Annotated in this window: 16 protein-coding genes; 12 read left to right on the forward strand and 4 right to left on the reverse strand. The window is 64.1% G+C overall.

Annotated features, from left to right (window positions below):
• Nucleotides 1–40: 40 nt before the first annotated feature.
• The 3 genes from AC0L27_RS25205 (at nt 41) to AC0L27_RS25215 (ending at nt 2,429) form a co-directional block, all read left to right on the forward strand.
• Entirely contained in the window at nt 41–1,636 is a 1,596-nt protein-coding gene (locus tag AC0L27_RS25205) for a DEAD/DEAH box helicase (protein WP_354209487.1), read from the forward strand.
• A gap of 23 nt (nt 1,637–1,659) precedes the next feature.
• Nucleotides 1,660–1,947 carry a translation initiation factor IF-1 gene (gene infA / locus AC0L27_RS25210; RefSeq protein ID WP_007599789.1) on the forward strand — a complete coding sequence of 96 codons (288 nt, stop codon included), beginning with the start codon at nt 1,660–1,662 and terminating at the stop codon, nt 1,945–1,947.
• Between the two features lie 269 nt (nt 1,948–2,216).
• Nucleotides 2,217–2,429 carry a cold-shock protein gene (locus tag AC0L27_RS25215; protein ID WP_007599788.1) on the forward strand — a complete coding sequence of 71 codons (213 nt, stop codon included), beginning with the start codon at nt 2,217–2,219 and terminating at the stop codon, nt 2,427–2,429.
• A 100-nt stretch (nt 2,430–2,529) separates the two neighbouring features.
• Here the strand turns inward: AC0L27_RS25215 and AC0L27_RS25220 are convergent, their stop codons facing one another.
• The 4 genes from AC0L27_RS25220 to AC0L27_RS25235 form a co-directional block, all read right to left on the reverse strand.
• Nucleotides 2,530–3,168 carry a TadE/TadG family type IV pilus assembly protein gene (locus tag AC0L27_RS25220; RefSeq protein ID WP_473320613.1) on the reverse strand — a complete coding sequence of 213 codons (639 nt, stop codon included), beginning with the start codon at nt 3,166–3,168 and terminating at the stop codon, nt 2,530–2,532.
• 5 nt (nt 3,169–3,173) lie between these two features.
• Complete coding sequence (locus AC0L27_RS25225; RefSeq protein ID WP_354209489.1) at nt 3,174–3,752, reverse strand: TadE/TadG family type IV pilus assembly protein; 579 nt, start codon at nt 3,750–3,752, stop codon at nt 3,174–3,176.
• A gap of 261 nt (nt 3,753–4,013) precedes the next feature.
• A complete protein-coding gene (locus AC0L27_RS25230) occupies nt 4,014–4,508 on the reverse strand; it encodes a pilus assembly protein N-terminal domain-containing protein (protein WP_354209490.1) in 495 nt (164 codons plus the stop codon).
• Between the two features lie 153 nt (nt 4,509–4,661).
• Complete coding sequence (locus tag AC0L27_RS25235; protein ID WP_473320615.1) at nt 4,662–5,489, reverse strand: sterol desaturase family protein; 828 nt, start codon at nt 5,487–5,489, stop codon at nt 4,662–4,664.
• 260 nt (nt 5,490–5,749) lie between these two features.
• Between AC0L27_RS25235 and AC0L27_RS25240 the strand changes: the two genes are divergently transcribed.
• From AC0L27_RS25240 to AC0L27_RS25280, 9 genes are all read left to right on the forward strand, one after another.
• On the forward strand, nt 5,750–5,914 hold the full coding sequence (locus AC0L27_RS25240; RefSeq protein WP_106941836.1) for a Flp family type IVb pilin: 165 nt from the start codon (nt 5,750–5,752) through the stop codon (nt 5,912–5,914).
• 73 nt (nt 5,915–5,987) lie between these two features.
• Nucleotides 5,988–6,128: a hypothetical protein gene (locus AC0L27_RS25245; protein ID WP_275172371.1), complete on the forward strand. Its 141-nt coding sequence runs from the start codon at nt 5,988–5,990 to the stop codon at nt 6,126–6,128.
• A 119-nt stretch (nt 6,129–6,247) separates the two neighbouring features.
• Nucleotides 6,248–6,772, forward strand: coding sequence for an A24 family peptidase (locus AC0L27_RS25250; RefSeq protein ID WP_275172286.1), 525 nt, complete (start codon nt 6,248–6,250; stop codon nt 6,770–6,772).
• Nucleotides 6,773–6,898: 126 nt separating this feature from the next.
• Nucleotides 6,899–7,696, forward strand: coding sequence for a Flp pilus assembly protein CpaB (cpaB, locus tag AC0L27_RS25255; RefSeq protein WP_275172287.1), 798 nt, complete (start codon nt 6,899–6,901; stop codon nt 7,694–7,696).
• Nucleotides 7,697–7,707: 11 nt separating this feature from the next.
• Nucleotides 7,708–9,183, forward strand: a complete 1,476-nt coding sequence (locus AC0L27_RS25260; protein ID WP_354209623.1) for a type II and III secretion system protein family protein — start codon at nt 7,708–7,710, stop codon at nt 9,181–9,183.
• A 17-nt stretch (nt 9,184–9,200) separates the two neighbouring features.
• Nucleotides 9,201–9,938 (forward strand): CpaD family pilus assembly protein, encoded by a 738-nt coding sequence (locus AC0L27_RS25265; RefSeq protein ID WP_354209491.1) that lies wholly within the window; start codon nt 9,201–9,203, stop codon nt 9,936–9,938.
• Nucleotides 9,935–11,203 carry a CpaE/TadZ family protein gene (locus AC0L27_RS25270; protein WP_354209492.1) on the forward strand — a complete coding sequence of 423 codons (1,269 nt, stop codon included), beginning with the start codon at nt 9,935–9,937 and terminating at the stop codon, nt 11,201–11,203. Before AC0L27_RS25265 ends, AC0L27_RS25270 begins: the two co-directional genes overlap by 4 nt.
• A 21-nt stretch (nt 11,204–11,224) precedes the next feature.
• Nucleotides 11,225–12,688: a CpaF family protein gene (locus AC0L27_RS25275; protein WP_275172290.1), complete on the forward strand. Its 1,464-nt coding sequence runs from the start codon at nt 11,225–11,227 to the stop codon at nt 12,686–12,688.
• A gap of 16 nt (nt 12,689–12,704) precedes the next feature.
• Nucleotides 12,705–13,682, forward strand: a complete 978-nt coding sequence (locus AC0L27_RS25280; RefSeq protein ID WP_354209493.1) for a type II secretion system F family protein — start codon at nt 12,705–12,707, stop codon at nt 13,680–13,682.
• Nucleotides 13,683–13,688: the final 6 nt, after the last annotated feature.

The raw sequence follows: 13,688 nt of genomic DNA on the forward strand, positions 1-13,688 counted from the left end.
AGGTGTCCCTCTCGACACCCTTTTGCGCGCGCCGCGCTGAATGCGCCGGGCGCCCGCTTTTGACATGGAAAGAACCCATCTTTTGACTTCGTTTCAGGATTTCGGCCTCGCCGAACCCATCGCGCGTGCTCTCACCGAAGAGAACTACGTCACCCCCACCCCCATCCAGGCCCAGACGATTCCGACCGCGCTGACCGGCCGCGACGTCGTCGGCATCGCCCAGACCGGAACCGGCAAGACTGCGTCCTTCGCGCTGCCGATCCTGCACCGCCTGCTTGAGAATCGCATCAAGCCGCAGCCGAAGACGGCCCGCGTCCTGGTGCTGTCGCCGACCCGCGAACTGTCCGGCCAGATCCTCGACAGTTTCAACGCCTATGGCCGCCACATCCGCTTGTCCTCGACGCTCGCCATCGGCGGCGTGCCGATGGGTCGTCAGGTCCGCTCGCTGATGCAGGGCGTCGAGGTGCTGGTCGCCACCCCCGGCCGTTTGCTCGACCTCGTGCAGAGCAACGGACTGAAGCTTGGAAGCATCGAGTTCCTCGTGCTCGACGAGGCCGACCGCATGCTCGACATGGGCTTCATCAACGACATCCGGAAAATCGTCGCCAAGCTGCCGATCAAGCGGCAAACGCTGTTCTTCTCGGCCACCATGCCGAAGGATATCGCCGAGCTGGCCGACGCCATGCTGCGCGACCCCGCCCGCGTCGCGGTGACCCCGGTCTCCTCGACCGTGGAGCGCATCCAGCAGCGCATCATCCAGGTCGACTTCTCCGCGAAGCCGGCGTTCCTCGCCCAGCTGTTGAAACAGGAGCAGGTCAACCGCGCACTGGTTTTCACCCGCACCAAGCACGGCGCGGATAAGGTGGTGAAGACGCTCGAGAAGGCCGGCATTCCCGCCAGCGCCATCCATGGCAACAAGTCGCAGAACCACCGCGAACGGACACTCGCGCTGTTCCGCACCGGCGAGATCCGCACGCTCGTCGCCACCGATATCGCCGCCCGCGGCATCGATGTCGACGGCATCACCCACGTCATCAATTTCGACCTGCCCAACGTGCCGGAGACCTATGTGCATCGCATCGGCCGCACCGCGCGCGCGGGTGCCGAGGGCACCGCGATCTCGCTGGTCGCAGGCGGCGAGGAGCTCAGCTATCTCCGCGACATCGAGCGGCTGATCAAGGTGGCGCTGCCGCGTGAGGATCGCCGCACCGACGCCGGCCGCCGCGATGCGGGCCCTCCCCCGCAGCAGCAACGACAGGGTCGGCCGGGCCGCCCGGGCCAGCGTCCGCAAGGCGCAAGGCATGGTGAGGGACGCCACGGTGACGGTCGCCGTGCCGACGAAAGGCATGCGGACGGGCGACACCACAGTGCCGCCAAGCAGGGCGACGGAAGGCCCGGCGAGGGACGGCATGGCGACGCCAGGCGTGCTGACGCACGGCCCGGGAGTGGCCCGAAGGCTTCGAAGGCTCCTCGTCGCGACCACGCCGGCGGCAAGGCGCATTCTTCGCCAAACGGCCGTCCGGAACAGCGTTCCGCGCATAGCGCCGGGGCGTCTGATGGGATACAAGGCGTTGCCTTTTTGCGCCGCGAGAGTCGGCCGAACGGCCAACCGAACCGCAAACCCCATTCGCACTAGCCGTCCACGACCTGGAGAAATTCATGGCTAAGGAAGAGCTGATCCAGTTCGAAGGACTGGTCACCGAAATCCTCCCCGACGCGCGCTACCGCGTGCAACTCGACGCCGGACACGAGATCGTCGCCTACACCGCCGGCAAGATGAAGAAGAACCGCATCAAGACTCTGGCGGGCGACCGCGTGACGGTGGAGATGTCGCCCTATGACCTCGAAAAGGGCCGGCTGATTTTCCGCCACAAGGACGAACGTCCGAGCGGGATGGGCGGACCTCCGCGTCCCGGACAGCGCGGCGGCCAGTTCCGCCGACGCTAGTCGGGGCCCAGCGCGCGAGCGCGGACCTGAAATTCCGACCTGTATGCTGATCCGCCGTGACCATCACGGCGGATCAAAAAATCGTGCACGTCAGCATTGTTTTGGGGCTCTGTTTCCAATAAAATGAATTAATCGATTTTCGGCCGGACGACATTAGCATCCACCGGTACAGCCGGTTCAGACACGCTGACGACCCTTCCAAAAATTCGATCTAACCTGTCCGCGCAAGCGGGCTCTGACATTGTGTTATCTGAGAAGGGACTACCCCCATGAGCATGGGAACCGTGAAGTGGTTTAACGCGACCAAAGGCTTCGGCTTCATCCAGCCCGACGATGGCGGCCAGGACGTGTTCGTCCACATCAGCGCTGTGGAGCGTGCAGGCCTCGGCACGCTGCGCGAAGGTCAGAAGATCTCCTACGAGATCGTGGCCGACCGCCGTTCCGGCAAGTCGGCAGCGGACAATCTCCGCTCCGCCGGTTGAGCCTACCGCTTACGGGCCCCGATCGGCTCGAGCGAACAAATCAAGGAAAGGGCCGGGCGCGACGCCCGGCCTTTTTTCAATCAGGATCTGCTCTCGTATTTCAGCACGGCGACACTACACCGGTGTAAGGAACGCAGGTGACCTGGCGCGGCCGCGTGTAGGAGACATCGCTCAGCGTGATGCCCGACTTCAGGACGAACTTGACAGAAGGTGTGTAGACGTAGCTCGCCTGGCTGAAAATGAGGTAGGTCGACGGGATCAAGAGCGTCGGCGGAATCATCGAGGTGACCGTGGTACCCTGAGCCAGAGCCGGGGGCGGAGCCGTCAGCGTGGCCTGCGTCGCACCGTTCGCAATGGTGGCGGACTTGCTCCATTGAATCTTGGCGACACTGCTTGAATCGATTTTGATCTGAACCACCGTGCCGTTCACAAGCGTAGCGTCGTAAGGCATGATCATCGATATGCTTGCCGTGAACGTGTCCTGCATGTCGCTATTGTCGACCGACGTTGACTGCGACGTCAAATCGGACAGAGTCCGTGCAATCATTGTGACTTTGCGATTGATCGCCACGGCCGACGAAAATTCGACGGTGCCGAAGAACATCACCAGCATCAGCGGCACGATGACCGCGAACTCGGTCGCCGCGATCGCACGCCTGTCGGCGACGAAGTCGCGCACGGAGCTACGGGCATTCCTCCAGATATTCGCAATCGCCTGCATCGGTGCGCTCGGATCCATCTGTCTCAAAAGGGTTCATTCTTGAAGGCCGCGGTCGCCACCAGCAGCCGCTTGTTGCTGCAGCCCATGTTGAAGCCAAGGCCAGTGACGAAGAGCGGCCACTGATAGAACAGCCGCACCACGACGACCTGGCCGCCGCTCCCGGCAACGTACTGCACGCCGGTCGGGTTGAAGCTGCAGGAATTGCCATAGTTGGTGAGGCTTAGCGCGCCGAAGGAATTTGTACTCACGACGTCGACATAGAGTTTGGTGCAATCAAACAGCGCCGGGATCTGGCTGCAGACGTAAGCCTTGAACGTCGTTTGCGTGCAGGGTTTGCTCACGCCGGACACCGCGCAGGCCGCCAGCGAGCCGGATTGCGCCTGCGCCTGCCCGGTCAGCAACGCGCGCGCAGAATTCTGCGAGACACTCTCGAGCACCTGGCTCGCCAAGAACATCAGCGCCGTCTCGATGACGGCGAACAGCAGTGCGAAGAACATCGGTGCGACCAGCGCGAACTCGACGGCTGCGGAGCCGCGGCGGCTGCCGCGAAACCGGCGCAGCGTGGCGAGGAGCGTAAACCTCGTAGGTGCAGGCGAAGGCATCAAATTCCTCAGCGGCAGCAGCAATGATCTGCCATGTTCAGTAGCGGAAACTGATTGTTTAAGTGTTTCAGGCGATCCGCACGGGGCGGCCCGGGCCGTTAAGGGCCGGTTAACCGCGAAAGACCCAGGGCATGGAGACGAGGACACGGAGACGAGGACACGGAGAGAGAAACTCGCGCGCGAGCGTCGGGCGGGGACGATCCTTGCCCCGGCAAATCCGTCAGTCAAACTCGCTGGTTGGTTTTACTTAGTTGGCCTTATTTAGTTGGCCTTGGCGCCCGCACCGGCACTGCCGCTGGCCGAGCCGCTTAACGAACCGGCCTGGCTCATCGCGCTGTTGAAGTAGGTGTCGCTGTCGCCGAGCGTCACGCGGCGCTGGCAAAGCGGCGCGCAGCTGTAGGACTCCCGGTCGATCCCGCGATAGACGGTCACGAGCCGATCGCTCGGACCTTCGACCTGGATCTGGCGGTCGACCAGGATCTCGCCGCCCCGGTCGAGCGCGATGAAATTGGTGGCGCCATAGCCCTTTCCGGTGACGACGATCATGCCGCCGGGCTGGAGCGTGACGTCGGCGATCAGGGGATTGCCGACCACGATGGTTGCCACCTTGCCAGGCAGCCGCACCAGCTTGGCCTGGTCGACGTTGACGGCGATGGTATCGGCGGACTCGGCAACGACGGTAGCCGGCGACGCCAGCACCGCGGCCGCAACCAGAAGACAGACGCGCGCATGACGGCGCAGAAGTTGTTTACGCATACTCTTACCCCCGGGACGTGACAAACCGGCAGAAGCGATCAGATAACAGCCGAGCCGGTGCCCGACCCGGCTAACCTGCCCTCAATTCGTGAACGTTCCGCAAATTCGCCGACTATTGTTTGAACGGACTGGCGTTTCGCGGCCCTTGAGAACCTAGCGACGGAACGGATAGGCAAGCTGCCCTCCGATTTCCTTCGGCATGGTGGCTTCATCCTTGCCGTAATCCTGCGGCAGTTGCCCCTCGGGCATGCGGAAAGTGCCGAACAGCACGTCCCAGATCGGGAACGTGCCGGCAAAATTGGTGTCGCCGCCCTCTGCGAGCGAGGTGTGGTGCCAGCGGTGGAACACCGGCGTCGCCAGCACATATTTGAGCGGCCCGAAGGTCCAGTTCAGGTTGGCGTGCACGAAGGCCGAATGGAAGGTCGTGAACGGGGCGAGCCAGACCATGGCGTTCGGCGAAATGCCGGCCATCAGCAGCACGACATCGACCGCGATCGTACCGAGCACGAGATTGACGGGATGGAAGCGGGCCGCAGAAATCCAGCTGATCTCCTCCGAGGAGTGATGGATCGCGTGGTACTTCCAGAACCCTCCGCCGTGAAACAGCCGGTGCAGCCAGTACAGCATGAAATCGGACAGCACCAGGAACAGCACGGCCTGAACCCAGAGCGGCAATAGCGGCAGCGGGCCGTGGCCATTGTCGTAGAAGGCGATGAGCCCGTCGGCATCATGGATGTTGAAGACGAAGCTCGCGCCGACGATCAGAAGGCTGATCCGCATGACGCGCGCGAACACCGGAACGACAAACCAGTAGCAGATGTCCGTGACGATCTCCCGCTTACGCCACCAGGGCACACCGGGATTGCAGGCCCAGACATGCTCGAGCACGGTGAAGACCACCGCGAGCGCGAAGGTCGTGGGGATCACCTTCGCGATGGTCTCGCCGAGCATCAGGGCGATTTCCATGGGCAGGCTCGACATTGTCGCCTCTCTTGCGAATTGCAGGTCCCGCCTACGCGTACTCCCCCAAATTTAAGGGACGGTGAAGCCGGTGCTGCGCTTGCTGCACATCCGGAACCGGAATGAATCGCAGCTCGCACCTTAAGGCGAAATTCACTCTGGCCAGCGGCAGGCGGGTTTGCCCGATCGAATTAACTCTCCCGAAAGAGCTCGGATCTCATGGTTATTGCGTCAAGCACAACGCCGAACGAGGCGATCCCACCCCAGATGGAGTTTTGTTCATGAAGAACCTGATTGCGCGTTTCGCGAAAGATGAATCCGGCGCCACCGCCATCGAATACGGTCTGATCGCCGCCGGCATCGCGCTGGCCATCATCACCGTCGTCAACAATCTCGGCACCACGCTGAACGCCAAGTTCACCTCGATCAGCACCTCGCTGAAGTAAGCGATCGACGAACGACTGCAAAAGCCCCGGACTTCCGGGGCCTTTGTTTTTCAGACGGCGAGTTCCAGTGGCGTTGAGCAAGTACAGAACCGATGCCGCGGTCGCGGCCAACGTGGCGGAGGCGGCGCAGACCGGCTCGCCGGCTTACTGGGTCTGCCTTGCCCTGCTGCTTGCGACGGTCGCGCTCGCCGCACGCATCGCCCTCCTCTGGTGAGCACGCTTTCGGCGGGTTTCGCTCCTCGAGACCGCCGCCGTTTTCGGTTTGTTTAGCACTGCCGGCTACAATCTGGCGACGCCAGCTCCGCGGCAAACCCAGGCCTCAAGACGCAGCCCATGATCCTCGACCTTGCGCGCCTTCTGCTCTTCCCTGCCCTGATGGCGTTTGCCGCCGCGAGCGATCTCTTCACGATGACGATCTCTAACCGCGTATCGCTGGCGCTGGTCGCTGGCTTTTTCGCGCTCGCTCTCGCCGGTGGCATGGCACCTTACGAGATGCTGAGCCATGTCGGCGCCGGCGCGCTTGTCCTGGTCGTGGCCTTCACCTGTTTTGCGATGGGCTGGGTCGGCGGCGGCGATGCCAAGGTCGCGGCCTCGGTCGCACTCTGGTTCGGGTTCGCGCAGCTGATGAATTTCGTGCTCTACGCCTCGCTGTTCGGCGGGGCGCTGACGCTACTCCTGCTCCAGTTCCGGCAGTGGCCGCTGCCATACGGGCTCGCGGGCCAAGCCTGGCTCGCGCGGCTGCACGCCAAGGAGAGCGGCATTCCCTACGGCATCGCGCTCGCACTGAGCGCGCTGATGGTCTACCCGGAGACCGAGTGGGTGAAGGCGATCGACCTCGCTCACCTCGCATTGCGCTGAACGCATCGGGTAACCCGGCGTTAAGGCGATTTAGATACGCCTCATTAACCATGCTTTGACGAATAGCTGGTCAACTGCCGATTACGGCGGCGTCAGCGTCGCAGCGTTTGTTGGAAAGTGAAGCGTATGAATAGGGCACGCATTGTCGTCCTGACGGTCGCCATCTGCGCCGGCGGTGTCGCCGCGTATCTGGCGAGCGGCTCGGACAATTCTGCACCGCCTCCGGCTCCGGTCGCGCAGCTTCCCACCGTCGACGTCCTGGTTGCGAAGAACGACATCGGCCTCGGCCAGACCGTCAAGCCGGAAGACGTGCAATGGCAGACATGGCCATCCGCGACCGCCAGCGCCACCTTCATCCGCCGCAACGAGCGCCCCGAGGGGGTAACCCAGGTCACCGGCTCGATCGCACGATCCCCGTTCATCCAGGGTGAGCCGATCCGCGACCAGAAGCTGGTCAAGGCCGAAGGCTCCGGCTTCATGGCGGCAATCCTGCCCACCGGCATGCGGGCGATTTCGACAGAGATCTCGCCCGAGACCGGCGCAGGCGGCTTCATCCTGCCCAACGACCGCGTCGACGTGCTTCTGACGCGCCGTCTCAAGAACCCTGACCAGACCAGCGGCGCTCCTGATGTGATCACGACCGAGATCATCCTGGCCAATATCCGCGTCCTGGCCATCGACCAGGCGCCGAAGGAGAAGGACGGGCAGAACGCGGTGGTCGGCAAGACCGTCACCCTCGAGCTCAATCCTGCGCAGACCGCGACGCTCTCCTCCGCACGCCAGAGCGGCACGCTCTCGCTGGCGCTGCGTAGCATCGTCGACGTCAAGCTGAGCGAGATCACGCTCGACGATTCCGCGCAGAAGCGCGAGGGCGTTTCGATCATTCGGTACGGTATCCCAAGCTCGACGGCGAAGGCACGATGAGGACTGTCGATATGAAATGCAGGGCGAAGTTGGCGACGATGCGAACCCCTGTGGTCCGCGCCCTGTCGTTTTCGGCCGCCGTCGCGCTCGCGCTCAACCCGGTGCTGACGCCAGCGGTCGCCGCCGACTATCGCCCTGTGGCGCAGGCTGCGGCCGACGGCCAGATGAACGCGCGATTTCTCTCGCTCGGCGTCGGCAAGTCGATCGTGATCGACCTTCCGCGCGACATCAAGGACGTGCTTGTCGCCGATCCCAAGATCGCCAATGCGGTCGTCCGCTCGGCGCAGCGCGCCTACATCATCGGCGCCTCGATCGGCCAGACCAACATCGTGTTCTTTGATTCCGCCGGCCAGCAGATTGCGGCCTATGACATCGCGGTCAAGCGCGACCTCAACGGCGTGCGGGCCGCACTGAAGCAGGTCCTGCCGAATTCAGACATCCAGATCGACGGCCTGGGGGACGGCATCATCCTGACCGGTTCGGCCGCGAATCCAGTCGAAGCCCAGCAGGCCAACGACCTCGCTGCGCGCCTCGCCGGCGGCCCCGAGAAGGTCGTGAACTCGATCGTGGTCCGCGGCCGCGACCAGGTCATGCTCAAGGTGACCGTCGCCGAAGTGCAGCGCAGCATCATCAAGCAGCTCGGAATCGACCTCACCGCCAACCTCAGCTACGGCACCTCGGTCGTCAGCTTCAGCAACTCCAATCCGTTCACGGCTCTCGGCCACAACCTCGTCGACGGCAACAACCTGACCACCAAGTTCGGCGGGGCCCCGTCGGTGCAGGCCACGCTGCGTGCGATGGAGACTGCGGGCGTGATCCGAACGCTGGCCGAACCGAACCTGACCGCGATCTCCGGTGAATCGGCAACGTTCATCGCCGGCGGTGAATTTCCGGTGCCTGCGGGCTATGCGTGCGACCCCACCACGCACGTTTGTACCACCCAGATCAGCTTCAAGAAGTTCGGCATCTCGCTCAACTTCACCCCCGTCGTTCTCACCGAGGGCAAAATCAGCCTGCGGGTGATGACCGAGGTGTCCGAGCTCTCGAACGAAAACGCGATCACGCTGTCCCAGGCCGTGACCTCGACCTCGGTCAACTCGCTCACCGTGCCCTCGATCAAGACCCGCCGCGCAGAAACCTCGCTGGAAATTCCCTCCGGCGGCGCGATGGCGATGGCCGGCCTGATCCAACAGCAGACCAAGCAAGCGGTCAGCGGACTGCCGGGTCTGATGCAGCTCCCGGTCCTCGGCACGCTGTTCCGCAGCCGCGACTTCGTCAACAACGCGACCGAGCTGGTCGTGATCGTGACGCCCTACATCGTTCGCGCAGTTGCGCAAAAGGATCTGTCGCGGCCGGATGATGGCTTCTCCGCGCCTGCGGATCCGCAGGCCGAGCTGCTCGGCAACATCAACCGCATCTACGGCGTGCCCGGCCGGACCGAACCGGCCAAGAACTATCGCGGCACCTACGGCTTCATCACCGACTGAGGCGGAACGGGGACTTCATGACGATCACTAGACCACCCCAGATTCGCAGACGCGCCATCCACCTCGGCGGTGCGCTCGTCGGCATGGCGCTCGCCCTTGGCGGCTGCCAGCATGACGAAGCGGTCACGGCCTCCATTCCGGACGACTACAAGCAGCGCCATCCGATCGCGATCGAGGAGCAGAATCGCTCCATCGTCGTCTTCGTCGGCCATGCCCGCGGCGGCTTGACCGCCGCCCAGCGCGCCGACGTGATGGGCGTCGCGTCGGCTTGGATGCACGAAGGCACCGGCGCGATCCGGATCGACGTGCCGTCCGGCACGCCCAACGCGCGTCCAGTCGCGGACACGATGCGCGAAATCCAGGCAATGCTGTCGGCGGCGGGCGTTCCGCCGCGCGGCGTCCTCGCCCGCTCTTACCAGCCGGAAGACAGGCGCTTCCTGCCGCCGATCCGGCTCACCTATTCCAAGATCGCCGCGGTCGCGGGTCCCTGCGGCCTGTGGCCGGAAGACATCGGACCTTCGATGAAGAACAAACGCTGGTTCGAGAACAAGGACTATTACAATTACGGCTGCGCCTATCAGCGCAACCTCGCGGCGATGGTCGACAATCCTTCGGATCTCGAGCAGCCGCGGCCTGAAACGCCGTCCTACACGGCGCGACGCACCGCCGCGTTCGAGAAATATCGCAAGGGAATGCCGACGGCGGTCGCCTATCCTGAGGCCGACAAGGCCAAACTCAGCGACACCGGCAGATGATCAGCTACGCTCGCCAGCCCCAAGAAGAGCAGTCCGAGGCATCGCTCCCGCCGGTCGAGGAGCATATTGCGCCTGCGCCGCGCGTTTCCGTCCAGGCTTTCTGCGAGACCGTGGAAACGGCGGCCGCCGTGCAGTCGGCCGGCGAAGACCGCCGTCTCGGCAAGGCCCATCTGAAGATCCAAATGGGCGGTATGGCGGCTGCGGTCGAAGCCTATCGCTCGGCACCCACGCCGAACGTGATCGTGCTCGAAAGCGACGGCCGCAACGACCTCCTGGGCGGCCTCGACCATCTCGCGACCGTCTGCGACGCCGGCACCCGCGTGGTCGTGATCGGCCGCATCAACGACGTCATGCTCTACCGCGAGTTGGTCCGCCGCGGCGTCAGCGATTACGTGCTTGCGCCGGTCGGCGCGATCGACGTCGTGCGCTCGATCTGCAACCTGTTCTCGGCGCCGGAAGCCAAGGCCGTCGGCCGCATCATCGCCGTGGTCGGCGCCAAGGGCGGCGTCGGCGCGTCAACCATCTCCCACAACGTCGCCTGGGCGATCGCCCGCGATCTCGCGATGGACGCGGTCGTCGCCGACCTCGACCTCGCCTTCGGCACTGCCGGGCTCGACTATAACCAGGATCCGCCGCAGGGTATTGCCGACGCCGTGTTCTCGCCCGATCGCGTCGATACCGCCTTCATCGACCGCCTGCTGTCGAAATGCACTGACCACCTCAGCCTGCTGGCGGCGCCGGCGACGCTCGACCGGGTCTATGATTTCGGCGTCGACGCCTTCGATGCCGTGTTCGACACGCTGCGCTCCACCATGCCCTGCATCGTGCTCGACGTTCCACACCAATGGTCCGGCTGGACCAAACGCGCGCTGATCGGAGCCGACGACATCCTGATCGTGGCGGCGCCCGACCTCGCCAATTTGCGCAACACCAAGAACCTATTCGATCTCCTGAAGGCCGCGCGCCCAAACGACCGTCCGCCGCTCTACTGCCTGAACCAGGTCGGCGTGCCGAAACGACCCGAAATCGCCGCGGCGGAGTTCGCCAAGGCGATCGAGAGCCAGCCGGTCGTCTCGATCCCGTTCGAGCCGCAGATCTTCGGCTCGGCGGCCAATAACGGCCAGATGATCGCAGAGATCTCGGCCAACCATAAGTCGATCGAGATGTTCCTTCAGATCGCCCAGCGCCTGACCGGCCGAAGCGAAACGAAGAAGCAAAAGTCGTCCCTGCTTTCACCCCTGATTGAGAAGTTGCGGGGAAAATAGGTCGCCGCATGGAGTTCTTAAGTGTTCGGTAAGCGTAGCGGAACAGACACCGACCCTCGGGCCCCAAAGCCCGGTGCCGTGTCGCCAGAGCCTGCCCAGGCTTCGGCGCCGACAGTGTCGCGCGTGCCGCCGCCGCCGGCAGTCTCCTCGCCGCCCCTTGCCCCGGCGAAGCCTGCGCCGACCATGGAAGCCCGCCGCTCGGACAATTATTACGAGGTCAAGGCGACCATCTTCGGCGCGCTGATCGAGGCCATCGACCTCGCCCAGCTCGCCAAACTCGATTCGGAGTCCGCGCGCGAGGAAATCCGGGACATCGTCAACGAGATCATCGCGATCAAGAACATCGTGATGTCGATCGCCGAGCAGGAAGAGCTGCTCGACGACATCTGCAATGACGTCCTCGGCTACGGTCCGCTGGAGCCGCTGTTGTCGCGCGACGACATCGCCGACATCATGGTCAACGGCGCCGACACCGTTTACATCGAGGTCGCCGGCAAGATCCAACGCACCGGTATCCGCTTCCGCGACAATCAGCAGCTCCTCAACATCTGCCAGCGTATCGTCAGCCAGGTCGGCCGGCGCGTCGACGAATCCTCGCCGATCTGCGACGCGCGCCTGGCCGACGGGTCCCGCGTCAACGCCATCGTGCCCCCGCTGTCGATCGACGGCCCCACGCTCACCATCCGCAAATTCAAGAAGGACAAGCTGACGCTCGATCAGCTCGTCAAGTTCGGCGCAATCTCGCCGGAGGGCGCGGAAATCCTACAGATCATCGGCCGCGTCCGCTGCAACGTGCTGATCTCCGGCGGTACGGGCTCGGGCAAAACCACGTTGCTCAACTGCCTGACCAACTACATCGAGCACGACGAGCGCGTCATCACCTGCGAAGACGCCGCCGAACTCCAGCTCCAGCAGCCGCACGTGGTGCGACTGGAGACCCGCCCGCCCAACATCGAGGGCGAGGGCCAGGTCACCATGCGCGAGCTGGTGCGCAACTGCTTGCGTATGCGTCCCGAGCGCATCATCGTCGGCGAAGTCCGCGGACCCGAGGCGTTCGACCTGCTCCAGGCCATGAACACCGGCCATGACGGCTCGATGGGCACGCTGCACGCCAACAATCCGCGCGAGGCGCTATCGCGCTGCGAATCCATGATCACGATGGGCGGCTTCTCCCTGCCTTCACGCACCATCCGCGAGATGATCTGCGCCTCGATCGACGTCATCGTCCAGGCCGCGCGCCTGCGCGACGGTTCGCGCCGCATCACCCACATCACCGAAGTGATGGGCATGGAAGGCGACACCATCATCACCCAGGACGTCTTCCTCTACGACATGGTCGGCGAGGACGCCAACGGCAAGATCATCGGCCGGCACCGGTCTACCGGAATCGGCCGCCCGAAGTTCTGGGAACGCGCCCGCTATTACGGCGAAGAGAAGCGCCTTGCCGCGGCGCTCGATGCCGCGGAAGTGGCGCCCACGACGTGAGCAGGTCAGCGCAGCCATGAACATGCAAGTCCTTGCCCTCGCCTTCCTTGCCACCGCCGCTGTCGGCGGCCTCGCCTGGGTCTTCCTTTATCCGATGCTGTCCGGGGAACGGAAGGCCGAGAGCCGCCGCGCCTCGATCTCGCGCGCCGAGGCGCCCACGGCCCGCGCGGCCGAGAAGACGCAGCGCTCGCGCCGCGAGCAGGTCGAGACCTCGCTCAAGGATCTCGAGGCGCGGCGCCAGCAGGAGAAGAGCGTACCGCTCAGTGTTCGCCTGTCGCAGGCCGGCCTCGACTGGGCGCCGCAGAAATTCTGGATCGTGTCCGCCGTCGTGGCGGGCGTGCTGTTCGCAGTCGCCTTGTTCATTGGGGGCGGCCTGCTCGGTGCCGCCGGCCTCGCTTTTGCCGGCGGCTTCGGTCTGCCCCGCTGGGCGCTGAGCTTCCTGAAGAAGCGCCGCGAAGCCAAATTCCTGAAGGCGCTGCCCGACGCAGTCGACGTCATCGTCCGCGGCATCAAGGCGGGCCTGCCGCTGTTCGAATCAATCAAGGTCGTCGCCGCCGACGCGCCGGAGCCGCTGCGCTCCGAGTTTCTGTCCATCATCGAAACGCAGGCGATCGGCATGCCGCTCGGCGAGGCCTGCACGCGACTCTATGATCGCATGCCGCTGCCGGAGGCAAATTTCTTCGGCATCGTCATCTCGATCCAGCAGAAATCGGGCGGCAATCTCTCCGAAGCACTCGGTAACCTCTCCAGGGTGCTGCGCGACCGCAAGAAGATGAAGGAGAAGATCCAGGCGATGTCGATGGAAGCCAAGGCCTCGGCCGGCATCATCGGCTCGCTGCCGCCGATCGTGATGTTCCTCGTCTACCTCACGACGCCGGGATACATCTCGATTCTTTGGACTCATCCCACCGGCCAGCTCATGCTGGTCGGCTGCGTCGTCTGGATGTCGATTGGCATCATGGTGATGAAGAAGATGATCAATTTCGACTTCTGATGGTGC

This window comes from Bradyrhizobium sp. Ken51 (assembly GCF_055807435.1).